Source organism: Caulobacter sp. GW821-FHT12D05 (genome assembly GCF_058807295.1).
In genome coordinates this window covers 947,246-971,219 of record NZ_JBXAQO010000003.1, presented here as the reverse complement: position 1 = coordinate 971,219, position 23,974 = coordinate 947,246, and the positions used below count along the sequence as shown (strand labels likewise).

16 protein-coding genes and 3 pseudogenes are annotated in these 23,974 nt (G+C 67.7%); 5 read left to right on the top strand and 14 right to left on the bottom strand.

Going from position 1 to position 23,974, the window contains the following annotated elements; all coding sequences use genetic code 11:
- Positions 1-5 precede the first annotated feature (5 nt).
- From AC1RRR_RS17425 to rutR, 3 genes are all read right to left on the bottom strand, one after another.
- Positions 6-1,601 carry a flavin monoamine oxidase family protein gene (locus AC1RRR_RS17425; RefSeq protein WP_492815041.1) on the bottom strand — a complete coding sequence of 532 codons (1,596 nt, stop codon included), beginning with the start codon at positions 1,599-1,601 and terminating at the stop codon, positions 6-8.
- 289 nt (positions 1,602-1,890) lie between these two features.
- Positions 1,891-3,579 (bottom strand): sensor histidine kinase, encoded by a 1,689-nt coding sequence (locus AC1RRR_RS17420; protein WP_492815039.1) that lies wholly within the window; start codon positions 3,577-3,579, stop codon positions 1,891-1,893.
- A gap of 58 nt (positions 3,580-3,637) precedes the next feature.
- Positions 3,638-4,381, bottom strand: coding sequence for an HTH-type transcriptional regulator RutR (gene rutR / locus AC1RRR_RS17415; protein ID WP_492815038.1), 744 nt, complete (start codon positions 4,379-4,381; stop codon positions 3,638-3,640).
- A gap of 109 nt (positions 4,382-4,490) precedes the next feature.
- Between rutR and rutB the strand changes: the two genes are divergently transcribed.
- The 4 genes from rutB (at position 4,491) to rutA (ending at position 7,621) form a co-directional block, all read left to right on the top strand.
- Positions 4,491-5,210, top strand: a complete 720-nt coding sequence (rutB, locus tag AC1RRR_RS17410; RefSeq protein ID WP_492815037.1) for a pyrimidine utilization protein B — start codon at positions 4,491-4,493, stop codon at positions 5,208-5,210.
- A gap of 12 nt (positions 5,211-5,222) precedes the next feature.
- The gene (rutC, locus tag AC1RRR_RS17405; protein ID WP_454714479.1) at positions 5,223-5,612 is read left to right on the top strand and encodes a pyrimidine utilization protein C; all 390 of its coding nucleotides are present in this window, start codon (positions 5,223-5,225) and stop codon (positions 5,610-5,612) included.
- A 130-nt stretch (positions 5,613-5,742) separates the two neighbouring features.
- Positions 5,743-6,558, top strand: a complete 816-nt coding sequence (gene rutD, locus AC1RRR_RS17400; protein WP_492815035.1) for a pyrimidine utilization protein D — start codon at positions 5,743-5,745, stop codon at positions 6,556-6,558.
- A gap of 4 nt (positions 6,559-6,562) precedes the next feature.
- Complete coding sequence (gene rutA / locus AC1RRR_RS17395; RefSeq protein ID WP_492815034.1) at positions 6,563-7,621, top strand: pyrimidine utilization protein A; 1,059 nt, start codon at positions 6,563-6,565, stop codon at positions 7,619-7,621.
- A gap of 112 nt (positions 7,622-7,733) precedes the next feature.
- Here rutA and AC1RRR_RS17390 read toward each other — a convergent pair whose 3' ends face one another.
- The 7 genes from AC1RRR_RS17390 to AC1RRR_RS17360 all read right to left on the bottom strand — a co-directional run bounded on the left by AC1RRR_RS17390 (position 7,734) and on the right by AC1RRR_RS17360 (position 15,478).
- Positions 7,734-8,237, bottom strand: coding sequence for an FKBP-type peptidyl-prolyl cis-trans isomerase (locus AC1RRR_RS17390; RefSeq protein WP_492815033.1), 504 nt, complete (start codon positions 8,235-8,237; stop codon positions 7,734-7,736).
- Between the two features lie 81 nt (positions 8,238-8,318).
- A complete protein-coding gene (locus tag AC1RRR_RS17385) occupies positions 8,319-9,050 on the bottom strand; it encodes a CPBP family intramembrane glutamic endopeptidase (RefSeq protein ID WP_492815031.1) in 732 nt (243 codons plus the stop codon).
- A 65-nt stretch (positions 9,051-9,115) separates the two neighbouring features.
- A complete protein-coding gene (locus tag AC1RRR_RS17380; RefSeq protein WP_492815030.1) occupies positions 9,116-9,760 on the bottom strand; it encodes a response regulator in 645 nt (214 codons plus the stop codon).
- Positions 9,757-11,916 (bottom strand): ATP-binding protein, encoded by a 2,160-nt coding sequence (locus AC1RRR_RS17375; RefSeq protein WP_492815028.1) that lies wholly within the window; start codon positions 11,914-11,916, stop codon positions 9,757-9,759. The genes AC1RRR_RS17380 and AC1RRR_RS17375 overlap by 4 nt, the downstream gene beginning before the upstream one ends.
- Before the next feature lie 93 nt (positions 11,917-12,009).
- The gene (locus AC1RRR_RS17370; protein WP_492815027.1) at positions 12,010-12,798 is read right to left on the bottom strand and encodes a peptidoglycan recognition protein family protein; all 789 of its coding nucleotides are present in this window, start codon (positions 12,796-12,798) and stop codon (positions 12,010-12,012) included.
- A gap of 3 nt (positions 12,799-12,801) precedes the next feature.
- Positions 12,802-14,031: a hypothetical protein gene (locus tag AC1RRR_RS17365; RefSeq protein ID WP_492815025.1), complete on the bottom strand. Its 1,230-nt coding sequence runs from the start codon at positions 14,029-14,031 to the stop codon at positions 12,802-12,804.
- Between the two features lie 145 nt (positions 14,032-14,176).
- Entirely contained in the window at positions 14,177-15,478 is a 1,302-nt protein-coding gene (locus AC1RRR_RS17360; RefSeq protein ID WP_492815023.1) for an alpha/beta hydrolase family protein, read from the bottom strand.
- 46 nt (positions 15,479-15,524) lie between these two features.
- Between AC1RRR_RS17360 and AC1RRR_RS17355 the strand changes: the two are divergent.
- Positions 15,525-17,124: pseudogene (locus AC1RRR_RS17355) on the top strand (GH35 family beta-galactosidase).
- Here AC1RRR_RS17355 and AC1RRR_RS17350 read toward each other — a convergent pair.
- The 4 genes and pseudogenes from AC1RRR_RS17350 to AC1RRR_RS17335 all read right to left on the bottom strand — a co-directional run bounded on the left by AC1RRR_RS17350 (position 17,109) and on the right by AC1RRR_RS17335 (position 23,590).
- Positions 17,109-17,268: pseudogene (locus tag AC1RRR_RS17350) on the bottom strand (hypothetical protein). The pseudogenes AC1RRR_RS17355 and AC1RRR_RS17350 overlap by 16 nt on opposite strands.
- The gene (locus AC1RRR_RS17345) at positions 17,246-18,898 is read right to left on the bottom strand and encodes a glycoside hydrolase family 43 protein (RefSeq protein ID WP_492815021.1); all 1,653 of its coding nucleotides are present in this window, start codon (positions 18,896-18,898) and stop codon (positions 17,246-17,248) included. Before AC1RRR_RS17345 ends, AC1RRR_RS17350 begins: the two are co-directional and overlap by 23 nt.
- A gap of 174 nt (positions 18,899-19,072) precedes the next feature.
- Positions 19,073-20,270, bottom strand: a pseudogene (locus AC1RRR_RS17340) (glycoside hydrolase family 10 protein).
- 128 nt (positions 20,271-20,398) lie between these two features.
- Positions 20,399-23,590, bottom strand: a complete 3,192-nt coding sequence (locus AC1RRR_RS17335) for a TonB-dependent receptor (protein WP_492815019.1) — start codon at positions 23,588-23,590, stop codon at positions 20,399-20,401.
- Positions 23,591-23,974: the final 384 nt, after the last annotated feature.

Here is a 23,974-nt window from a genome sequence, read left to right as displayed (position 1 = left end):
GAGCCTCAAGCCTCCAGCGCGCGCTTGTGCAGACGGGTGATGGCGTCGATGGACGAGAGCAGAGCGCCCTCCATCCAGCAGCCGACATAGCTGGCGTGCTCGCCGGCCAGGACGATCCGGCGGTCCATGGCCACCAGGGTCTGGTAGTGCTCCTTGCGGGTCTCCTCGTTCCAGCGAGCGCAGCAGCCCAGGGTCCAGGGCACGCGGCTCCAGGCCACCGAAGCGCCGTTGGAGAACTCCTTGCGGTAGCTTTCCGGATGCAGCACCGAGCCCTGCGCCAAGGCCACCTCGATCCGCTGCTCGGGCGTCATGCCGGCCAGCCGGAAGGCCCCCAGGTCGCGGGCGAAGGCGCCCAGCAGCACCGCCGGTCCGTTCCCGAACATGTTGTTGTTCGGATACGAGATCAGGCCGATCTCCTGGTCGGTGAAGCTGTGGCCGCCATAGATGTAGTCGTCCTCCTCCCAGAAGCGACGCTTCATCTCCAGGCCGATCTTGACCTGGCCCGAGTACGGCACGGCCTTGACGGCGGCCATCATCTCGTCGGTCACGGCCAGGTCCATCTGGCCCAGGATGCTGAGCGGGATAGTGCAGACGCAGTAGTCGGCCTTGGCGTCGGCGGTCTTGCCGGTGACGGTGTCGGTCCAGCTGACCACGACGCCCTTGTCGTCCTGGGCGATCTTGCTGACCTTGGCGTTGTAGGTGACCAGGCCGTCCACCTGCTTGGCGAAGGCCTTGCCGATCATGTCCATGCCACCCACCGGCTGGAACATGGTGGTCTGCATCTCGCTGCCCATGAAGAAGGCCATCGAGGTCCAGACCTGCGGGTCCAGCACGTCGTGCAGGCTGTAGAGGTCCTTGGACGGGATCGGCGCGCCGTTGACCCCGCCGCCGCCCGGCCGCTCGAAGCCGCGGTGCGAGGACGCCCGCAAGGACGCCGAGTACTTGTAGTCCTTGTCCAGCATGCCCCAGCCCTTCAAGGCCTCCAGCAGCTTGTCGCGGTCTTCCTGGGTGACGGTGTCGTCCAGGGCCTTGGCGTTGACCGACTTGGCCAGCAGCTCGGCGATATTGCCCTCGAAGTCGGCGGCGGCGGCGTTGAAGCGCACCGGCTTGCCGCCGAAGGCCTGGGACGAGTGCACCCAGCCCGAGTGGTTGAACTGGATGAACGGCTCCAGGGCCACGCCGAACTGCTTGCAGTAGTGCAGCAGGGTCCGGTGATGGTGCGGGATCCGCCAGGGGCCGGGGTTCAGGTAGTTGCCTTGGGCGAAGCCGACCTTCTGGGTCGCGCCGCCCAGTTCCGTGTAGGTGTCGCCGCCGCGCAGGGACCAGTTGCGGCCGCCGGCCCGGTTCTGGAACTCCAGGATCTGGACCTCGTAGCCGGCCTTGCGCAGCTCGAACGCCGCCAGCATGCCCGCCAGGCCCGCGCCCAGCACGATCACCTTGGCCCCCGAGCGCGCGCCTTGCAGGTTCGGCGGCCCGTGGAACTGGGTCTCGGCCGCGTGGCCCAGCGTGGTCATCGCCTGATAGAGGGCCGCCGTGCCGCCGACCTTGGCGATGGCGGAAAGCAGCTGACGCCGGGTCGGCGCCCCTGAACGCGAATCCATCTTGAAAGCCCATCCCCTACTGAACCGCCCGAGACCTGAGTCCAGCGGTGCGGTGTTAGGGGGTAACAGCCGTGCGATCGGGGCCAGGGGCGGCGGCGATTAAATGGGCAAGGTCGGGCCGGAGGCTCCGAATTATCGGCACAAGGAACGTCGGTCTGCGTGCGAAGTGTGCAGGTGGCGGGACCGAAACCTCGTCCTTCGACAAGCTCAGGATGAGGTTTCTTACTGAACCGGCCTAACCTTGGTCCTCATCCTGAGCTTGTCGAAGGACGAGGGCCACGCAACGCCCCTACCGCACCACCCGCAGCGCCGGCCGCTCGGCCGCCGCCTGCGTCAGCGGCACGGTGAAGTGGAAGCTGGACCCCAGGCCCAGCGAGCTGTGCATGCCGATCGTGCCGCCCATCAGTTCGACCAGCTCGCGGCAGATCGACAGGCCCAGGCCGGCGCCGTCGTGGGCGCGGGTGATCGAGCTGTCGACCTGGGAGAAGGTCTTGAATAGCTCGGTCTGGTGCTCGAGCGCGACGCCCATGCCGGTGTCCTCGACCTCGAAGCGCAGGCCGCCCTTGGTCGCCGGACGCACGCGGACGGTGACCCCGCCATCGTCGGTGAACTTGACGGCGTTGGCGACCAGGTTGCCCAGCACCTGGCGCAGGCGCATCGGATCGCCCGTCCAGCGGCCGCGCAGGTCCGGGGCGATGTCGACGGTCAGGTTCAGGCCCTTGGCCGCCGCGGCGCCCGAGAAGGCCGCGCAGGAGGCCTCGACCAGGCCGGCCAGGTCGAAGATCTCGGCCCGCAAGCGCACCGCGCGGGTCTCCAGGCGGGCGATGTCCAGAATGTCGTTCAGCAGGGCCAACAGCGACTGGCCCGACTCCTCCAGGATCCGCAGGCGCTTGGCCTGGGGCTCGCTCAGGGTGTCGACGGACATCACCTGGGCCATGCCCAAGACGCCGTTCAGCGGGGTGCGGACCTCGTGGCTCATATTGGCCAGGAAGCGGGTCTTGGCGGCGTTGGCGGCCTCGGCCTCTTCCTTGGCGGCGATCAGGGCGATGCGGCCGGTCTCCAGCTTGCGCAGGGCCTCGGCCACGCGGCGCAGCAGCACCACGCCGGCGGCGGCTAGCACCAGAAAGCCGGCGATGATCCAGGGGGCGACGCCCTTGACCAGCGACAGGCCGGGGTTCTCGGCGGCCCAGGCCAGGGCGCCGACCGGATGGCCGTTCAGGTCGCGCAGCACGACGCGGGGCTGGGGTCCGTGGGCGTCGTTCGAGAAGGCCAGGCCTTGTAGGCCCAGGTCGTCGGCCAGGCGGCGCACGAAGGCCGCGTCGATCCGGCGGGCGGTGACCACCACGGCGGAGGTGCCGTCATAGGTGTCGGCGCCGGCCTGGCTCTCCGGGGTCACGGCGGCCAGGGACACCAGATACGTCGCGCCGTCCACGCGCATCAGGCCGGTTCGGGTCACCTGGGCGGCCGAGCTGAGACGGCCGGCGCGGCGGGCGATGCGGGCGTCGGCGGCGACGTCGGCCGCGGGGCGGGCGGCCTCGGCGGGGAAGCCGCCCAAGTCCGCCGCCTTGACCGGCAGGCCGGCCTTGGAGGCATAGGCCACCTGGCCCGACTTCATCACGAAGGTCAGGTCGTGGCTGAACTGGGTGCGATAGTATTTGGCGAAGTTGAGGTCGGCCCAGTCGTGGTCGATCGTCCAGCCGGTGGCCAGATAGGCCGCGTCCCAGATGGTGGCCGAGGTCGTCTCGCGCTCCATGCGGTCCAGGGTGCGCGACATCGTCCGGTCGACCAGGGCGATCTCGTCCTTGGCCTCGTTGTGGTCCACCGCGCGGGCGGCCAGGGCCATCAGGGCCAGGGCCCCCAGGATCGAGACGAGCACCAGCACGGCGGCCGCGCCGACAATGCCGACGATCAGTCGCGTCTGCCGCTCACCGGCGGTTTGAGCGCCGGCAGCCTGGGTGTTGGAAGTCGTCCCCGCCATGGCGACACCCTGACGACGCTCGCCTATAAGGGGAACGTGGCGCGTGGCCGCAGCCAGCCTAGCGGGGCCTTGCGCCGTCCAGCACCAGGGCGGTCAAGGCGGCCTGCGTCTCGTCCATGAAAGCCTTGTCGGACAAGGACTTGCCGGCCAGCGCCCGCACCTGGACGGCGAAGTCGGCATAGTGCTGGGTCAGGGCCCAGATCGCGAAGATCAGGTGCGGCGGATCGACCCGGAAGAGCTTTCCGGAGTCGATCCAGGATTGAACCACCGCGCACTTGGCGTCGAACACCGCCTTCAGCGGCCCCGAGAGAACCGGCTTCAACAACGGCGCCCCCCGCAGCATTTCCAGGGCGAACAGGCGCGAGACCTCGGGGTGGTCGCGGCTCAGGACCAGCTTGGCGCCGATCAGGGCGGCGATGGCGTCGGCGGGGTCTTCCTCGGCGGTGAAGCGGCTCAAGGGGGCCAGCCACAGGGAGAGCCCCTGCTCCAGCACCGCCACGTACAGGGCCTCCTTGGAGGGGTGGTAGTAGAGCAGGTTGGCCTTGGAGATCCCGGCCGCCTGGGCGATGGCCTCGACACTCGTACCGTCCAGGCCCTGGCGGGCGAACACCGCGAGGGCGGCTTTGAGGATCGCGGCCTTGCGGGCTTCGCCGGCCTGGGCGCGGCGGCCCTTCGGAAAGTTATCCACAGGCCCAGCGTCGCCCACGGTTTGGGCGGCCTTGACCAGCTTGCGGGCGCCCGCAGCCGGTTTCGGCGCGGTCTTGCGCGGAGCCTTGACGGTCTTGGTCGCCAGGTCGGTCATGCGATCTCGAACTTGGACCATTTGGTCAAACATGGACCGAATGGTTCGGATTGCAACGTTCGGCGAGATGGTATTCCATACCCGCTGAGAACCACAAGGAGCCGCGTCGATGAGCTCTCCGATCACGCCGCTCTCGCCGGGCGCCGTCATGCTGCCGGCCCGGCCCGAGCCGATCCCCGTGGACCCCAAGACCACGGCGGTGATCGTCATCGACATGCAGAACGCCTACGCCTCGCCGGGCGGCTATCTGGATCTCGCCGGCTTCGACATCTCGGGCGCGGCGGCGGTGATCCAGCAGATCAAGGGCGTGCTGGAAGTCGCCCGCTCGGCGGGCATGCAGGTGGTCTATTTCCAGAACGGCTGGGACGACCAGTACGTGGAAGCCGGCGGTCCGGGCTCGCCCAACTGGTGGAAATCCAACGCCCTGAAGACCATGCGCGCCAAGCCCGAGCTGCACGGCAAGCTGCTGGCGCGCGGCCAGTGGGACTACGAGCTGGTCGATGAGCTCAAACCCCAGCCGGGCGACATCCAGCTGCACAAGACGCGGTATTCCGGCTTCTTCAACAGCCAGCTGGACAGCGTGCTGCGGGCGCGGGGGATCCGGCATCTGGTCTTCGTGGGGATCGCGACGAACGTGTGCGTGGAGTCGACCCTGCGCGACGGCTTCATGCTGGAATATTTCGGAACCGTGCTGGAGGACGCCACGCATCAGGCGGGGCCGGAGTTCGTGCAGAAGGCGGCGCTGTTCAACATCGAGACCTTCTTCGGCTGGGTGTCGACGACGGCCGATTTCAAGGGGGCGTTCGGGCAGCTGGCGCCGACCACCTAGGGAGAAGAAAAGATGCCCAAGACCGTCATCACCCCGCCCGGCACGGGCACGCCCATCGCCCCGTTCTCGCCCGGCACGCTGGCCGACGGGATCGTCTACGTCTCGGGCACCCTGGCCTTCGACAAGGACAACAACGTCGCCTTCCCCGACGACGCCGAGGCCCAGACCCGGCAGGTGCTGGAGACCATCAAGTCGGTCATCGAGACCGCTGGCGGGACGATGGAAGACATCACCATGAACCACATCTTCGTCACCGACTGGGCCCACTACGCGCCGATGAACAAGGTCTATGCCGAGTATTTCCCCGGCGACAAACCGGCCCGCTACTGCATCCAGTGCGGCCTGGTGAAGCCCGGCTTCGTGGTCGAGATCGCGTCCGTGGCGCACATCGGGAAGCGCTGAGACCCATGACCTCCCCCTCCCCCGATCATCCCCGCGAAAGCGGGGACCCAAGCGGCCTTTCGGGGCGTGGCGCGGCCGAGCTGAAATCCGCTGACTCGGCTTGGGTCCCCGCTTTCGCGGGGATGAGCGGATGGAGGGTGGGGTCGTGAGCACGGGAATGGTCGACGGCCTGTTTTACGAACTGCACGGCGGCCCGGTCGCCGGCCGCGAGGTCGTGCTGCTGTCGTCGGGCCTGGGCGGTTCCGGCGCGTTCTGGGGGCCGCAGATGGCGGCGCTGACCGAGCGTTGGCCGGTCGTCACCTACGACCATCGGGGCACGGGCCGCAGCACGCGCGAGCTGCCACCGAACTATACCGTCGCCCACATGGCCGACGACATGGTCAAGGTCATGGACGCGCTTGGCCTCGCGAAAGCGCATGTCGTCGGCCACGCCGCCGGCGGCAATGCCGGGCTGCAACTGGCCCTCAACCATCCCGACCGCCTCGCCAAGCTGGTCGTGGTCAACGGCTGGAGCCGGCCCGATCCGCACATCCGCCGCTGCTTCGACACCCGCATCCATCTGCTGAACGACACGGGGCCGGAAGCCTACGTCCACGCCCAGCCGATCTTCCTCTATCCGGCCGACTGGATCTCGCGGAACCACGCGCGCCTGCAGGCCGAGGAGGCCCACCACGTGGCCGGCTTCCCGCCGCGCGAGGTGATGCTGGCGCGGATCAACGCCTTGCTGGCCTTCGACATCGACGCGCGGCTGGAGGAGATCACCCACAAGGTGCTGATCAGCGCTTCGGCCGACGACATGCTGGTGCCGCCGCTGTGCTCGCAGCGCATGGCCGCGCATCTGCCCAATGCCGACTTCCAGCAGATCGCCTGGGGCGGCCACGGCTTCACCGTCACCGATCCCGAGACCTTCAACGAAGGCCTCATCAAGTTTCTAGAGGGGCAATAACCCAATGCAGGTCGGCGTCTTCATCCCCATCGGCAACAATGGCTGGCTGATCTCGGAGAACTCTCCGCAGTACATGCCCAGCTTCGAGCTGAACAAAGAGATCACCCAGAAGGCCGAGAAGTACGGCTTCGACTTCGCGCTCTCGATGATCAAGCTGCGCGGGTTCGGCGGGAAGACGCAGTTCTGGGAGCACAATCTCGAGAGCTTCACCCTGATGTCGGGCCTGGCCGCCGTGACCTCGAAGATCAAGATCTTCGCCACCGTCGCCACCCTGACCATCCCGCCGGCCATCGTGGCGCGCATGGCCTCGACCATCGACTCGATCGCCCCGGGGCGCTTTGGCATCAATCTGGTCACCGGCTGGCAGAAGGCCGAATACAGCCAGATGGGCCTGTGGCCGGGCGAAGAGCACTATACCGACCGCTACAACTACCTGGCCGAATACACGACCGTGCTGAAGGAGCTGCTGGAGACCGGCGTCTCGGACTTCAAGGGCAAGTACTTCACCATGGACGACTGCCGGGTCAGCCCGCACCCCAAGGAGACCAAGCTGATCTGCGCCGGCTCGTCCGACGAGGGCCTGGCCTTCACGGCGCAATATGCCGACTACAGCTTCGCCCTGGGCAAGGGGACCAACACCCCGACGGCGTTCGCGTCGGTCAACAAGCGACTGGAGGCGGCGGCCGAAAAGACCGGCCGCGACGTGCAGTCGTTCCTGCTGTTCATGATCATCGCCGACGAGACCGACGAGAAGGCGATGGCCAAGTGGCAGTCCTACCGCGAGGGCGCGGACCAGGAGGCGCTGGCGTGGCTGACCAACCAGGCGGCGCCCAATGCCAAGGCCGGAGCGACGACGAACACGACCCAGCTGGCCGCGCCGGAGTCGGCGGTGAACCTGAACATGGGAACCCTGGTCGGGAGCTATGAGAGCATCGCCCGGATGATGGACGAGATCGCCGCGGTGCCGGGGACGGCCGGGGTGCTGCTGACCTTCGACGACTTCGTGAAGGGGGTCGAGGATTTCGGGGAGAAGATCCAGCCGTTGATGAAGTCGCGAAACTAAAGCCCTCCCCCTTGATGGGGGAGGGTTGGGTGGGGGTGACCTACGGCGTCGGCGGCTGAACCGCCGCATCACCCCCATCCCCGGCCCTTCCCCCATCAAGGGGGAAGGGAGATCAGTCGACCGCCAGCATCCCGATCAGCTGCAAGCGGAACACCAGCACGCTATCCGGCGGGATCTCGCCCATGTCCCGCCCGCCGTAGCCCAGCTCCGCCGGGATATACAGTGTCCACTCGTCGCCGACCTTCATCAGCGGCAGGGCCTCCAGCCAGCCTGGGATCAGGCCGTCGGCCGGCATGATCACCGCCTTGCCGCGCGCGAAGCTGCTATCGAAGACCGTGCCGTCCAGCAGCTTGCCCTCGTAGTGGACCTTGATGATGTCGCCCAGCTTCGGCGACGGGCCGGTCTTGGGGCCCGAGGTCACCACCTTGTACTGCAGGCCCGACGGCAGGGTGACGACGCCCGGCGCCTTGGCGTTCTTCTCCAGGAAGGCCTTGCCCGCGACGGCGTTAGCCGACGGTCCGGCGTTCAGCTGCGGCGGCGCGGTCGGCGTCACCTGGGCGTGAGCCGCACCGGCGGCGAGGAAGGCCGCGAGGGCCAGAGGAGCGAGAAGGCGCATCAAGGGTCTTTCGAACGCTGGTGTCAGTCAGCGACACCGTAGCCGTCCTTGACCGGAACTTCGCGGCGAAATTTCGCCCCGTCAGCTGGCGGCGCCGGGTGGCCAGTAGCCCAGGAACAGCAGGGTCAGCGCGAAGGTGTCCATCGCCCCATGGGCCAGGATCGCGGCCCAGAAGTTGCGGCCCGAGGCATAGTAGGCCCAGGCCAGCACCAGGCCCGCCCAGGTCGTCATGAACACCCCCGACGGACCTTGCGGCGCATGCAGCAGGCCGAAGATCAGCGCCTGGCCGATCGCCGCCAGCGCCAGGCCGCGCCGGCTGTTCCCAAACACGCGGCCCAATCGGTTCATGAAGAAGCCCCGGGCCGTCAGCTCCTCGCCCAGCGCCGCGCAGATCCAGGCCGCCGCGATCCAGGCGACATAGGCGACGGGCTCGGCGACGATCACGGCGCGGATGTACTCGACGTTCGGCGCGGGCCAGCCGAAGACCCGGGTGAACACCACGCCCAGCAGCATGGCGCCCAGCTCGGCGACCGCGAAGGCGGCCGCCGCCCAGCCCAGGACGGCGCGCCACCGCGCGGGCCGGCGCAGGCCCAGGTCGCGGTACGAGATCCCGTCGCGCAGCAGGAACAGCCCGCCCGAGACCACGGCGACCAGGGTCGCGAGCGTCATGACCGGCAGACGCACCGACGTGGGCAGCAACGGCGCCACGTACATCGTCAGCGCCAGCGAGGCCGCCATCAGCACGGCGATCACCGCCATGATCTGCAACAGCGCGCTCACGCGCGGCCAGACCCCGAACCTACCCTGCCGCACGCAACACTCCGTCGGGACGCTTACCCCCTGCGACCCTAGAGGTCCGCCGCGCGCCTGGGTAGAGCTTAGACCAGCCCCCGCTTGGCCGCCTCCAGCGCCGCTTCCGCCCGCGAGCAGATGTTGAGCTTGCGGTAGATCGCCTTGACGTACCCCGCCACGGTCAGCTCGGTGACGCCCATGACCTTGGCCGCCTCGCCCGAGCGCAGGCCCCGGCCGATCAGGCGCAGCACCTCGGTCTCGCGGGGCGTCAAAGCGGCCTCGGGCTCGACCGCCGCCTGGGGCTTGCGGAAGTAGTCCAGCATCCGCCGGGCCACGGCCGGCGACAGCGGGGTCTCGCCAGCTTCCAGGCGGCGCAGGTAACGGACCAGTTCGTCGCGGCCCATGTCCTTGAGCAGATAGCCGCCCGCCCCCGCCGCGATGGCGTCGAACAGGTGGTGGTCGTCGGCATAGATGGTCACCACCACCGACCGCGTCGTCCCGCCCGAGCGCTCGGCCAGGTCCCGCAGGAAGTCGACGCCGCGTCCGTCCGGCAACCCTAAGTCCACCAGCGCCAGGTCCGGCGCGCCATCACTCAGGAACGACCGCGCCTCGGCCAGGTCCGCCGCCCCTCTCGCCACCACGCCCGGAAAGGCCTCGGACAGCGCCGCCAGCAGGTGCTCGCGGGTCTCGGCCTGGTCTTCGAGGACCAATGCGGTGGAAGGCAGGCTCATGCGGTCGCGCTCACATCGATCGGCGCGGACAGGCGGATCACCGTGCCCTTGGCCGTCTCGGGGATCTCGACCGCCCCGCCGATCTCGCCCAGGCGGCGCTCCAGGTTGGCCAGGCCGCTGCGCCGGCCGCCCTCCTCGCTGGGCAGGCCGACGCCGTCGTCGCTGAGGGTCAGTTCCAGCCGGCCGCCGTGCTCATGCACGGTCACCGCCACCGTCGTCGCCCCGGCGTGGCGGATGGCGTTGGAGACCACCTCGCGCACCGCCGAGGTCAGGTTCTTGTAGACGCGGTAGGGCGCGGTGCGGTCGGGATCGGCCAGCTCGACCGGCGGCCAGTCCAAGGCGAGGCCCGCCGCCTCCAGCCGCTCGGCGGTCTCGTGGCGCAGGTCGGCCAGCACCGCCTCCAGCGGCAGGTCGTGGCCCGACAGGCCCGAGACGATAGCCCGCAGGTCGCCGATCGCCCCGCGCATGGCCTCGCGGGTCTGGGACAGGTCCTGGCGGTGCAGGCCGGACAAGAGCCGCGCGCCGACGTCGTCATGCAGGTCGCGGGCGATGCGCAGGCGCTCCTCGACCACGCCGCGGGCATAGGCGTCACGGCCTTCCTCGATCTGGCTGAGCAGCCCCACCAGCTGGTCGGCCAGCTGGGCCTGGGCCGCGCCGAACAGGCCCCGGCCGCGGAACGGGAACCGCAGGGTCAGGGCCGTGGTCCCGGCGGCGGCGGGCAGGCCCAGCGCCACGCCCTCGTCCAGGATCTCGGCCTTCGTCTGCAGCGCCGCCCCGACGGAAATCTCCAGCGGCTCATAGACCTTGGACAGCAGCGCTTTCCAGGCGTCCGCCCGCGCCTCGGCGTCGTGGATCAGGGCGACCTGGGCCACGGCGGCGAACATCTCGTGGTCCTTCATGGTCTTGCGGCCGATCGTGCGCCGCCACAACACGTCGCGGAACGGCAGGTAGGCGAAGGCGACGATCAGCAGCGACACGCCCAGCGCCGTGCTGGGGGCCGCGCCCAGGGCGGTGATCAACAGGCCGTCCAGGGCCAACATGGCCGCGCCGGCGCTCAGATAGAACAGGATCCGGAACGCCCACTGGTCCAGCTCGAACAGCTTGTGACGGCGCAGGCCCACGGCCATGCCGACATAGATGATCACGAAGAAGCCCAGCGAGTAGCGCGGGTCCAGGAACGGCGCGCGGCCCAGCGCGATGGGCACGGCGACATTGCCGATGAAGGCGCCGGCTCCCACGATCACCGACAGGCCCAGCCAGCGGGCGGCGGCCATGGCGGCGGGGTCCTTGCGGCTGGCGAAGACCTGGACGGCGATGGCGACGATGATCAGGGCCATCTCGATCGAGGTGATCGCCTGGCCGGTGCTCTCCACGGAGGGATTGCCGGGCAACAACGGCGTCAGCGCCCAACCCAGCACCCACAGCGGCGCCAGCAGCATCAGCGGCGCCCGCGTCACCCGCTTGGGATAGGCCAGGAAGAAGGCGATCATCGCCCCGCCGAACGCCACCGCGCCGATCATGTTCAGCAGGGCCGCGGCCTGGGCCAGGACCCGGTCGGTCACCAGCTCGACGCTGGAATTGACCGCCCAGCCGAAGGTGAAGGCCAGCATCGACAGGCCCGTCACCGCGAACAGCTGAGTCGACAGCTCGCGCGGCCGCAGCGCCCAGACCCAGCCGACGATCAGGGCCGCGATCAGCCCGAACGCCAGGTTGGCCCAGAACTCGGCGTTCAGGGTGGTCAGCGGCCGGGGCCGATCATCCAGGGTCACCGGACGCTGGACCTTATCCGGACCTTCCAGCCGCACGACCAGCGGCCGGGCCTTCAGGGCCTGGGCGAAGGCGCCTTGCAGGCGGTGCTGCTCGCGGGCCTGGACCTGGGTGGCGGGCGTGTCGAGGCCGCCGATCTCGGCGGCGCGCAAGGCCGGGGCCGTCGGGTCGGCGCCGATTCCGGCTAGCCGATCCCCCACCTTGGCCCCGGCCCGCGCCAGGGGCCCCTCGGGGTCCAGGCGAGTGATGACGATGGCGCCGTCCGGCCGGCTGTCGAAGCCGCCTCCCAGCCAGGCGGGGCTCAGCGCCATCCACACGCCGACCAGGGCGGTCGCCACGCACAGCAGGACGACGCCGAGCAACAGGGTGGTGGGTGACGATGTACGCATGAATGAGCCGAGCTTGGGGCAGGACAAGCACGGCCGCAACTCTCACGGAACACCGTTACGGGGACACCCCCAGGATTGGGGGTTGCGCGGGCCTCAAGTAACGCCGCCGCTCCAGCAGAATTCGGCGGCGCCGACCTGGCACCACTGGTCGATGCCCTCGACCTCTTCGCCGCTCACGACAGCCTGGCAGACCAGGCTGGTCTTGGGCGCCACCTTGCGGATCGGCCGCTGGCTGCGGTCGGGCGTCGGGCGGATCTGCAGCCAGACCGAGGTGGTGACGGGGCCGACCTTCACCGCGCCGGAACCGACGCTCGCCGGGGTGCTGCTGTTCTGCTGGAACACCTTCACCACGTCCTTCAGCAGCTGGGCGTAGGAGCGGTTGCTGGCCGAAAGCCCCATCTGGGGATCCTGCCGGCGCGCCGGATCCAGCACCGAGTGGCCGACGACGTGCCGCGCCGGGTCCAGGCCGTGATGGTCGCACAGCGCCGCCAGCACCCAGACATAACGGGCATAGGCCGCGTCGGCGTCGATCCCGCCGCCATAGCAGTACTCGACCCCGATCGCCGCATCGTTGGCGTCGTACCCGAACATCCGGTTGTCGTTCGGGACCGAGTACAGGACGTGCAGGGCCTGTTCGGCATTGGCGAAGGCCGGGATCGTCTCGACGATGCTCTTGTCGTCCACGAACAGGTGGGCCGAGCTGACGATCTTGGGGTTGGGGTCGTTGCGGTACCACTGGGCGTGGCCGGCGGCGGTGGCGCCGGGATTGCCGCTGTCGTGGGCGACCAGGAACTTGACGCCGGGCGTGACCCGCCGCCCGGACCGGCGCTTCGAAATCGGGGCGTGAATCTCGGTGACCGGATAGAGCGCGGTGAAAGCCATGGATCACCCGTACGTATGGGGTTCGGTGGTCGTCGCGGCGGTCGTGGTGGTCCCGCCGGCCTCGGACGAGGACTCTGGCGTCAGCTTGTCGCGCTCGCCGAAGAAGGTGTCGGCCCGCTTCGACAGCCACAGCGCCACACGGTCCGAGAACATGCCCGCCAGCACCCCGACGGCGCAGAAGGTCATGAAGTTGGCCTTGCTTTCGTCGAAGGCGATGTTGCCGCCCAAGAGCGCCGTGCCGCCGCCGAGCACGATATAGACCCCGGTCGAGATCAGCCCGCCCAGGAAGATCCGCGACAGGATCTTGCCCCCGGCCGAGGCCGAGATCGAGTTGTTCGGATAGACGATCAGCACCAGCGTCACCAGCAAGGCGCCGAACAGGCCGGAGACAAAGGCCATCACGATCTGAAGGATCGCCGGCGGTATCCTGGCGACGAAGGGGCTCAGAATAAACGTATCCTTGAGCGCCGTGACATCGCTGAAGATCATTCCGAGCGGTTCGGCGGCTTTCAGAATATTTTGCAGCTCCGACAGCTCCCTGCCGGTCGCCTCCAACGTATCCGTCGCCGTCTTTAGATCGGATGCTGCCTTACGCTGGCTAGCAAGCGCAGCCTCAAGCGCGCGATAGTTGTCGACTTGACCAGCGAACGTCGTAGCCACGGTGGGATTTGAGTTCCCGCATTGACGCGCCCTATCCCAACGCCCCTCATAAGAGATAACGAAAAATAAGGATGTTGGAACAACCTTACTGCACAACCTCTGCACCTGCTCAAAGAGCGGTGTAATCTTTGCCGCAGTAGTTTTTACATTTTCTCGAGAAGTATCGTAATCTTTAACTGCTTTTCTGGCTGTCGCCTGCTCAGTAGCATACCGCCCCCTTATCGTTTCAATCTTTTGCTCAGCCTCGATCGCTGCCTCAAGACGCACGCGTCCGGAGCTGTAGTCGAGCCGCTCGCGCACTGGCGTGACAACCGGCTTGGCGGCGTCGGCGGCCGGATCCGTCTCATCGGCCTCATCGGCTTCCTCGTCCTTGGCCGGCGGTACAACCTGCGCCGGCGGGGGCGTGTTGTTGAACGCCTCCAGTCGCGTGATCACGCGCTGCTGAGCCGCCGCCGTCACCAAGACCAGAAGAAAGCCGTAGGTTACCGCCAAAGCGCCAAGGGCATGGCCCAAGAACGTCGCGAAGACGCCCAAGGACCTCCAGACTACACCCCAATTGATCTTGATCGGCATCGCCGCCTCCCCCCGAAGGACTTATGGCGACCTGCAGCTACGCCGCACTGATGCTCGCGAGCTCGCCCACGGCAAAGGTTAACACAGCCTTAGCAAGATAGAAGCACGAATACACCCAAAGCGAGCACGTGAATTGAGACGCCCGTTATCTGGGCGCCTCCAGGTAGCGCGCCGCGAAGTCGAGGAAGAACGGCCAGTTCGGGCCCGGCGTGTGGCCGCCCTCGTGCTGGCGGAAGGCCAGATCACCGTCCGCGATTAGCGTCAGGGGCTTGGGGAAGGTCGTCGCGCCCAGGTCCTTCTTGCCCAGCAGGCGGTAGACCGGCCCGGCCGCCACGGTGGCCATGAACATCCCGCGCGGGTCGGTCCAGGCGTCGGCCTCGTCATTGCCGACGCTGATGAACAGCGGGCGCGGCGCGACCAGGGCGATCAGCTCGTGGCTGTCCACCGGCAGGTCGTCGGCGGTCAGCGGGCCGGCATATTTCAGGAAGTTGCCGGCCATCCAGTGGTGCTCGCCCTCGGCGGCCAGGTTCTCCACCTGCTCGCCGCGCTTGCGACGGTGCAGCTTGGCGCCGCCCTCGCCGGACGAGGCGATCAGGCCCACGGCCAGGCGCGGTTCGTAGGCCATGGCGACCAGCGCGCCCTTGCCGTAACGCGACAAGCCCTCGATGCCGACCCGCTTGGCGTCGATCGCCGGGTCGGTCTCGAAGTAGTCGATCACCCGGCTGACGCCCCAGCCCCAGGCGCGCAGGGCGCCCCAGTCGTCGGGCTTGCGGGGCTGGCCTCGGTTGGTCAGGCCGATGATCCCCTGGTTTAGCTTGCCCGGTTCGTCGGCCTGGACGCTGGTCGGGTCGAGGATCGCGTAGCCCCAACCGCGCGCCAGGACCAGGTCGCGCCAGTCGGGACCGGGCGGCGGCGGACGATTGCGGGCCCACGGTGGACCATCGGGGAAGCCCAGCTCCAGGATCAGCGGGACGCCGGTCTTGCCCTCGGGGGTGACGACCAGCAGGTCGAGGGTCACGCTGATCGACGGCGCCCGTCGGTTGTCGGCGACACCGGCCAGGCGCTTCTCCACGACCGGCACGCCCGCCCGGACCGAGCGGGTTTCCTTGACCACCTTCCAGGTGAGCTTCGGCGCGTTCCTGGGGATCCGCCCGTGCTCTTCACGCTCGAACAGTTCGACCAGCTGGGGCCGGCGGGTCTTCCACCAGGCGTCGGCGTCGGGGACCGGGCGGCCGTCCGGGAAGGCCAGCGGATCGGGCAGCAGGCTGAACGGCCCGGCCTTGGCCTCGTCATAATTCACCGCGTTGGGCGCGGCCTTGTTGTAGCCGTCGACGCCGGGCCGCAGGGGCTTGGTGATCCCCAGGCTCTTCAGCATCCGCGCGTGCTCGGCCTGGCCGGCGGCGACGTCGCGTTGGGGGAACTGGGCGGCGGCCGGGGTAGCGGTCACAAACGCAGCCGCTACGACCACTTTGAGCATTGATCTTACAAGTGTCATGACGTCATCTGACCTCTACCATGCGAAACATTCTTACCGTTCTGAGCGCCGCCCTGACCCTGGGCCTCGCCGTTCCCGCCCACGCCGAAGAGCTGCCCCGCATCGCCCGCCAGGACGGCGCGCATCGCCTGCTGGTCGGCGGCAAGCCGTTCCTGATCCTGGGCGGCGAGCTGGGCAATTCCTCGAGCTCGGACCTCAAGGACCTGTCGGGCCACTGGGCGGTGTTGAAGGCGGCGAACCTCAACACGGTGCTGGCGCCGGTGACCTGGGAACAGCTGGAGCCGGTCGAGGGGAAGTTCGACTTCACCGTCTTGGACGGCATGATCGCCCAGGCGCGGGCGAACGACATGCGGCTGGTGCTGCTGTGGTTCGGGGCGTGGAAGAACAGCATGTCGACCTACACGCCGGCCTGGGTGAAACGCGACCAGGTCCGCTTCCCGCTGGCCCGCACGGCGGAGGGCAAGGCCGTCGAAATCCTCAGCGCCTCTTACCCGGCCACCCGCGACGCTGACGCCAAGGCCTATGCGGCGATGATGGCCCACCTGAAGGCGGTCGACGGCGAGCAGCGCACGGTGCTGATGGTCCAGGTCGAGAATGAGATCGGCATGCTGCCGCAGGCGCGCGATCACAGCAAAGCGGCCGAGGACGACTTCAAGAAGGCCGTTCCGGCGACGGCCCTGAAGGCTCTCGGCGCCAAGAAGAACGGGACCTGGGAAGAGGTGTTCGGCGTCTCGGCGGCCACCGACGAGCTGTGGCAGGCCTGGACGTTCGGGCGCTACGTCGAGACCGTCACGGCGGCCGGCAAGAAGGCGTATCCGCTGCCGATGTACGTCAACGCCGCCCTGCCCCGGCCCAATACCGTGCCCGGCGGCTATCCCAGCGCCGGGCCGCTGCCGCACCTGATCGACCTGTGGCGCGCGGCGGCGCCGTCGCTGGATATGCTGAGCCCGGACATCTACTTCGCGGACTTCGTGAAATGGATGCCGCCCTACGACCGGGCCGACCAGCCCTTGTTCATCCCCGAGGCCGACCAGGCCGGCAAGACGCCCGCCCCCGGCAACGCCTTCTGGGCGATCGGCGAGCACGATGCGATCGGCTTCTCGCCCTTCTCGATCGAGCACCTGCCGGAAGGCGCGGTGAAGACCCTGGGCGCGGCGTACAAGCTGCTGGACCAGCTGACGCCGCTGATCACCACCCACGACGGCGGCAAGACCATGCGCGGGTTCCGCGCGCCGGTGGCCTATGACGGGACCGTGGACCTGACGCCTCGGAAGGCCAGCTTCGGGGCTTGGGATTTCACCGTGACGGTGGTCGATCCGTGGACGCCGAAGGATGCGCAGGACTATGCGAGCCATGGCGGGTTGGTGATCCAGCTTGCGGCCGATGAGTTCTTGGTGGCGGGTCGAGGGATCACGATCACCTTCGCGACCGAGGGAGCGAGCGTCGGCTTGGAGAGCGTGCGGGAGGTTAGCTTCCAGGACGGCAAGTGGGTCGATGGGCGCTGGCTGAACGGGGACCAGACGCATCAGGGCCGGCACGTGCGGTTGCCGCCGACGGAGTTCGGGGTGCAGCGGGTGAAGCTCTATAAGTACCGATAATTCAGTGTCATCCCGGGCGGCGAAGCCGACCCGGGACCCAGGGGCCGAGCGCAGTGCGGTAGCCCCTGGGTCCCGGCTCTCCGCTACGCTGCGGCCGGGATGACACGCTATTTTTGCGGGCTTACTGCGCCGCGCCATGCGCATAAACGCCCAGCATCGTCCCGACGAACCCACCGGCCACCTTGGTGCTCAGCGTCGTCCCATCCGCCCCCACCGTCAGCGTCTCCCACGTCCCCGGCGCCGTGCCCCAGGCGAAGTCCAAGGCCCCGCCCTTCACGACGATCTTCAAATTCAAGCCATCGCCGGATTTGAGGGAAACCGGCTTTTCCGCCACCACGACGCCGTCGACCGGATCGCCCTTCCCGGCTCGCTTCTCGACCCGCATCACGGTCTTGCCGCCAGCCCGCACCAGGCCCACGAACCAGTAGAAGTCGTCGTTCTGCACCGCCACCAGGCCGGCCTTGTCGCCGTCGGCCTTGGGCTCGAACCGCACCGTCGTCGTCACCATGGCGTTCATGTGCTGCTGGCGTCGCGCCCAGACGGAGGGCTGGTCGTTGTCGCCGATCTTGGCCGGACGGGCCTCCAGGCTGAGGATCCCGCCCTTCACCGACCACCAGCGCGAGGTCGGGATGCGCATGGTCATCCAGTTCTTGGGCAGCTCGGGCCCGGCGAACATCTCGGCCGCTCGGAACGGACCCGAGGTCGGCGGCGCCTTCAGGGCCGGCAGCTTCGGCGCGGCGCTGACGTACGGGATCGTCTGGCCCTTGGGCAGGATCACCGGCCAACCATCCTTCCACTCGACCGGCAGCAGGAAGGTCTCGCGGCCGGTGTTGTAGGTGTCGTCGCCGTAGGGGCGCACGGCCAGGAACGTCGCCCACCACGAGCCGTCGGGGGCGTCGACGATGTCGGCGTGACCGGCCGAGGTGATCGGCAGCGGGCGGTCCTTGGGCAGGCCGCGCTGGGTCAGGATCGGATTGTCCTTATACGGAACGTAAGGCCCAGTGGCCGCCTTGCTCCGCAGCACCACCTGGCTGTGCCCCTCGGCCGTGCCGCCCTCGGCGGCGACCAGATAGTACCAGCCGTCCTTCTTCAGGATGTGCGGCCCCTCGGGCCAGATCGGCTTGGTCGACGGGTCGACGCCCTTGTCCAGCAGCACGCTGCGAGGGCCGATCGTCTTCTGGGTCTTGGGGTCGTATTCCTGGATCCAGATGGCGCGGTGGCCCTGGTACTCGGCCGGTCCGGGCGGGCTGTCGTTGTTGACGATCCACGCCCTGCCGTCATCGTCGAAGAACAGCGAGGCGTCGATGCCGCCGACGTCCGGCAGCCACACCGGATCCGACCACGGCCCCTTGGGGTCCTTGGCGGTGATCAGGAAGTTGCCGCCGCAGTCGACGCAGGTGTTGAGGATGTAGAACAGCCCGTCGTGATGGGTGATGGCCGGCGCGAACACCGCCCGCGACAGGCCCAGCCGCTTGAAGTCCAGCATGCCGGGGCGGTCCAGCGCGTTGCCGATCTGCTCCCAGTGGACGAGGTCGGTCGAGTGGTGCACCGGCAGGCCGGGGAACCAGGCGAAGGTCGAGTTGACCAGGTAGTAGTCCTTGCCGACGCGGGTGACGCTGGGGTCGGGGTAGAAGCCCTGGACGATCGGGTTGCGGTACTGGCCGGGGGCGCGCTGCACCGAGTCCGACGGGTCGGAACCGCTGTAGACGAAGTTGGTGAACTGGGCGGTGTTGGGGGCGGCGGCGAGCGCCAGGGCCAGTGCGGGACCGATCATCGCGTTACTCCTTACCGAGCTTAGCGCCCCCTCCGTCACGTCGCCTATCGGCGCCGCGCCACCTCCCCCGTTTCACGAGGGAGGAGGAAGCTTCCCCTCCTGCCCCGCTTGCGGGGGAGGTGGCGCGATGCGGATACGCATCGTGACGGAGGGGGCGCTCCTGCGTGTCAAAACCTACCGCGCCGGCGCCGCCCGGAACGCCGCCGCCACCGCCTCCCGCAGCGGCTTCGGCCGATATGCGTCATCATACAGCGTCGGCCGCTTGGGCAGCTTGTCCTGCCGGTACCACTGGTTCTGCAGCCACGAATATTTGTCGACCATGCCCCAGGCCAGGACCTCCTTGGTCTGCTTGTAGCTGAGCATCTGATCGAGGAACGCCTTGGCATAGGCCGCGACCTCGGCGTCACGGGGTCCGAACGCGGCCGGCAGGCCCTTGTCGTGGACGTCGAACTCGGTGACCAGCAGGTCGTAGCCCATTCCGGTGACCTCGTTCAGGAACGCGGTCCATTCCTGGGACTGCGGCTTGCCAAAGCCCGTGAAGCTGTCAGCGTTTTCGGCCCCGATGTGGCTCTGCACGCCCAGGGCGTCGACCGGCGTGCCGCGTTTCTTGAAGCCTTCCAGCAGCTTCAGCACGCCATAGCGGTGCTGCTCGTTGCCGTTCTCCTGGCTCATATAGTCGTTGTAGACCAGCCGGGCCTTGGGCGCGGCCTGGCGGGCGACCTGGAACGACAGGTCCAGCACCTGCTCCTTGCCCATGGCGTCGGACAAGAAGGTGCTGCGGATCGAGCCGTCCTTGGGGTCGACGGTCTCATTGACCACGTCCCACGAGATCATCTGCGGATACCGGCCGCACAGGGCCTGGATGTGCTCGGTGACCATCTTGGCGGCGGCCTCAGCCGGGCGCGAGCCGAAGTCATAGGTCTTGGTCCACTCCGGGAACCACTGCGGGTGGTGCCACAGCAGGGTGTGGCCGCGCAGGGCCTGGCCGTTCTGCTTGGCGAATTCGGCGATGCGATCGGCGCGTTCGAAGTCGAAGGCCTGCGGGCCGCGGGCCCGGACCACGTACCACTTCAGCTCGTTCTCGGGCACCAGCACGCCGCACTCGCGGGCCAGGATCTCGCGGTACTTGGGATCCTCGAACGAGCCGGTGATCGCGCCCTTGGGACCCGCCCCGACGGCGCTGCCGAAATAGACGCCCTTGGCCTTGGCCAGGTCGCGCAGCGGGGTCTCGTCCGCATAGGCGGAGCCGGCATAGGCGGCGGCGGTTCCGGCCGCGCCCACGGCCAGAAGATCTCGGCGAGAGAGGCTCATTCGTCAGGCTCCCAAGAAAAAGGCGCGCACCGTCTTGGAGGACCGATGCGCGCCAAAACAAAGACAGTTGGCAGGAGTAACCAGGCCTCCCCGGCCAGTTTCCGAAACGAGGATCGGAAGCCGGAAAAGCCCATCCATCCGTACCCGCCGGCCCGAGGGGGAGACCCTCGGACCGACAAGCAGCGGAACTTAGAAGCTGGCGCGAACCACCAGCGTGTAGCGGCGGTCGGCCATGAACCACGAACGACCGGTCTTCAGCAGGTCGCTGTTGAGGACCTGCGTGGTGCGGGTCGTCTCGTTGGTCAGGTTCACGCCCTGGATCCCGACCTTCATCTTCGGGGTCACGTTGTAGAAGATCGAGCCGTCCAGCTGGCCGGTGGCCTCGTTCATGATCGGCGCGAACGGCACGATCACGTCGCGGACGGTCAGCAGGAAGTCCGAACGCCAGTTGTAGGCCAGGCGCGCCGACAGCTTGCTGGTCTCATAGACCACCGCGAAGTTGGCGTTGTGCTTGGACAGGCCCTGCAGCGGCAGCTTGCTGGTGTCGACCGTGGTGATGCGGCCGGCGGCCACGTCGGGGTCGGTCGCCGACAGCGTGCTTTGCGGCACGCCCGAGCTGTCGATGTAGCTGTAGTTGGCGTTGATCCCCAGCTTGTCGAACGGCTTGGGCAGGAAGTCGTAGAACTGCTGGTAGCCGACTTCGAAGCCCTTGACCGTCGACTTCTTGGTCGAGTTGCCCGGGGTGGTCACCAGCACATCGAACGTGGCGCCGTTGTTGGTGAACGGCACGCGGGCGGTCGAGTTGTAGGCGACGTCCGTCAGCTGCTTCCAGAAGGCCGCGACCGTCAGCGAGCCGACCGGCGCGAAGTACCATTCGACCGAGGCGTCGATGTTCTTCGATTGGGTGGGCTTCAGGTACGGATTGCCGACCGTCACGTTGCCGCTGGGACGACCATTGGTGATGCCGTCGGCGTTCGTGTTGAGGGCCAGGTTGTAGTAGTTGCGGGTCAGGCCGATGTCGGGCGGCGTGATCGTCTTGGACAGGCCCAGGCGATACTGCAGACCGTGCGGCATGACGACCTTCAGGTTGAAGCTCGGCAGCCAGTAGTCGAACTTCGACTTGGCGCTGCTGGGCGTCACCGAGCCGTTGGCCCAGGCGCGGGTCGCGGCGCGGACCGCCGGGGTCAGCTGGCAGAACGGCGACGGGGTCTGGCCGGCCGGAACGGCGGCGCAGTCGGCGTCGGACGGCAGGCTGGTCGACAGCGGATAGGCCATGAAGCCATCGGCGACGCGGTCCGTGCTGGTGTAGCGCAGGCCGATATTGCCGCTGACGCGGGCTTCGCCCATGTCGCCCTTGAAGCGCAGCATGGCGTAGGCCGACTGGGTCTTCTCGTTCACAGGATTGATTTCCTGCTTACGGAAGGGCGTCCCGGGGATGACGTCGCAGCGCATGGCCAGCGGGACCCAGTTCTGCGGGCAGCCCCCGGCCAGGCGGTCACGCCACTCGTCGCCCACCGACAGCAGGAACTTCGACAGGTCGGCGTAATTGTCGACCGTGTTGTTCGTGTAGAACAGACGCGGCTGACCCGCCGTCGGCGAGGCCATCTTGCCGCGCAGGAAGTTGTCGAACGCGTAGGTCTCGACCTGCGAGGTGCTGTTGAAGCCGCCGGCCGTGGTGGGGTTGCCGTTGATCGGGTCGTCCATCCAGACCGGACCGCCGCTGCCCCAGATTTCCGAGACCACGCCCCAGTTGTAGGCCGAGAAGCGGGTGGTCTGGTCGCGTTCCGACCAGCGCACGCCGGCCTTCACCGAGTCGAACCAGGTGTCGTCGTTGAACTTGTATTCGACGTCCAGCTTGACGGCGTCTTCCGTGCCTTCCGACTGCTCGATGTGGTCCATCGCCGAGCGCCAGAAGTTGTTGTACGGGTCGCTGAAGCTGTCATGCGGCGCGCGCATGTAGGACGTGCAGTTGGCGTTGAACGGCGTGCAGTTCGAGATCGACGTGCCGTTCGACGGCGCCAGGAAGCTGACGTCCGGCAGCTTGTTGCCGTTCAGCTTGATCGAAGCGTTCTGGAAGGTCGAACCCCAGATGCCCATGCTGATGGCGTCGACCGACGAGTCCACGTGCTGGGCGTCGAACAGGATCCCCCAGTGCTCGTTCGGGGTCCATTTGAAGTTGAAGCCGTAGTCCGACGTGATCGTCGTCTGCTTCTCGTCGCGGCGGACGTTGTTCGACTGCAGGCCGTCGATCGGCGTGCGCGGGTCGGCGCCCTGCTGGTCGGCGCGCCAGCCGGTGGTGCCGGTGATCACGCCGCTGGTGAAGATGCCCTGGTCGTCGAAGGTGAAGCTGGTGCCGGCGACCGGACGCGAGTCACCGTTGCTGGTGACGTTGTCGGTGGCGATTTCGATCGCGTGCTCGGTCCATTCGCTGACCGCCTTGGAGCGCAGGTACTGGAAGGCGGCCGACATGGTGCCGTCGTTGCTCTTCCACTGGGCGGCGAAGGCGCGGCCTTCGCGCTTGCGGTCGGTGTCGGTCGAGCGGAACGCCGCGCCGCGCGGGAACCACACGCCTTTCGTGCCATTGCCGCAGTTCGAGACGGCTTGGCCCAGGTTCGTGCGGCAGCCGAAGTTCGACACCTGAATGGCGTTGCTGCGGCTGGCCAGACGCGAATTGACGTACGAGGCCAGCAGGCCGACTTCACCGATGCTGGTCTGCCAGCGGTTGCTGTACAGGCCGGTGATCGACGGACGGTACTTCTTGATCATGTCGCCGTAGGTGACTTCACCCGACAGCGACAGCACCTCGCCCTTGGCGTCGAACGGCTGGCGGGTGCGCAGGTTCACGGTGCCCGAGATGCCGCCTTCGATCAGGTCGGCCGAGGGGCTCTTGAACACGTCCACGCCGCCCATCAGTTCCGAAGGAACGTCGGCGAAGCTGAGGATACGGCCGTTGTTGGCGGTGAAAGTGTCGCGGCCGTTCAGTTCCGAACGCACGAAGTTCAGGCCGCGCACGACCACGCCCGAGCCTTCGACCGAGAAGTGGTCGGGGTCGACGCCGGCGGCGAAACGGTTGATCGAGACGCCCGGCACGCGCGACAGCGCTTCGGTGACCGAGCGGTCCGGCAGGGCGCCGATGTCCTCGGCGGTGATCGAGTCGCCGATGATGTCGGACGACTGCTTCAGCTGCTGGCTGCTCTTCAGGCTTTGACGGATGCTGGTGACGACGACTTCGTCGACCGTGTCCGCCTCTTTCTTGTCCTGCGCCATGGCCGGCGCGCCGACCATCAGCATGCCCAGCGCAAGCGCCGAGGCCCCGTACTTCAGATTGTCGGCGATAGAATTGCGTCCGCGAGCCGCGGACGGCCTGTTGGCCGTTCCCATTAGTCCACCTCCCCTTTTGTTCGTTATGGCAGCAAGGTAGCGCTACCATCGGTCATGTTACCGTGACCATTGTTGTCAGATCACATGATAGACCACTGCTCGTCAAGCCGTTGTCACACGGGTTCGGTTCGAGTAGCCGTAGGAATGGGAACGTTACCATTTGGGGTAGAGGCCTCGCGGTTTACCGCGGTCCTGCAGCCTCTATTCCTGATCTGGTCGCTTCCCCATTCGTGGTCTGGCCACGACGAACCAGATCTCGACGTCCGGCTTAAAACAAGGATGACAACGCAAGACAGCGTTGTCAATTTAGTCTTGTCCTCCCGGGTCATCTGACGAGACCTGAACGGGGATAAGGTATCGGGGGAGGCGGTGGAATGACGGGCG

Bases quoted from the DNA above. Each gene is read 5' to 3' on its own strand.
- AC1RRR_RS17425 (WP_492815041.1), bottom strand. From the start codon at position 1,601: ATGGATTCGCGTTCAGGGGCGCCGACCCGGCGTCAGCTGCTTTCCGCC.
- AC1RRR_RS17420 (WP_492815039.1), bottom strand. From the start codon at position 3,579: ATGGCGGGGACGACTTCCAACACCCAGGCTGCCGGCGCTCAAACCGCC.
- rutR (WP_492815038.1), bottom strand. From the start codon at position 4,381: ATGACCGACCTGGCGACCAAGACCGTCAAGGCTCCGCGCAAGACCGCG.
- rutB (WP_492815037.1), top strand. From the start codon at position 4,491: ATGAGCTCTCCGATCACGCCGCTCTCGCCGGGCGCCGTCATGCTGCCG.
- rutC (WP_454714479.1), top strand. From the start codon at position 5,223: ATGCCCAAGACCGTCATCACCCCGCCCGGCACGGGCACGCCCATCGCC.
- rutD (WP_492815035.1), top strand. From the start codon at position 5,743: ATGGAGGGTGGGGTCGTGAGCACGGGAATGGTCGACGGCCTGTTTTAC.
- rutA (WP_492815034.1), top strand. From the start codon at position 6,563: ATGCAGGTCGGCGTCTTCATCCCCATCGGCAACAATGGCTGGCTGATC.
- AC1RRR_RS17390 (WP_492815033.1), bottom strand. From the start codon at position 8,237: ATGCGCCTTCTCGCTCCTCTGGCCCTCGCGGCCTTCCTCGCCGCCGGT.
- AC1RRR_RS17380 (WP_492815030.1), bottom strand. From the start codon at position 9,760: ATGAGCCTGCCTTCCACCGCATTGGTCCTCGAAGACCAGGCCGAGACC.
- AC1RRR_RS17375 (WP_492815028.1), bottom strand. From the start codon at position 11,916: ATGCGTACATCGTCACCCACCACCCTGTTGCTCGGCGTCGTCCTGCTG.
- AC1RRR_RS17370 (WP_492815027.1), bottom strand. From the start codon at position 12,798: ATGGCTTTCACCGCGCTCTATCCGGTCACCGAGATTCACGCCCCGATT.
- AC1RRR_RS17365 (WP_492815025.1), bottom strand. From the start codon at position 14,031: ATGCCGATCAAGATCAATTGGGGTGTAGTCTGGAGGTCCTTGGGCGTC.
- AC1RRR_RS17345 (WP_492815021.1), bottom strand. From the start codon at position 18,898: ATGATCGGTCCCGCACTGGCCCTGGCGCTCGCCGCCGCCCCCAACACC.
- AC1RRR_RS17335 (WP_492815019.1), bottom strand. From the start codon at position 23,590: ATGGGAACGGCCAACAGGCCGTCCGCGGCTCGCGGACGCAATTCTATC.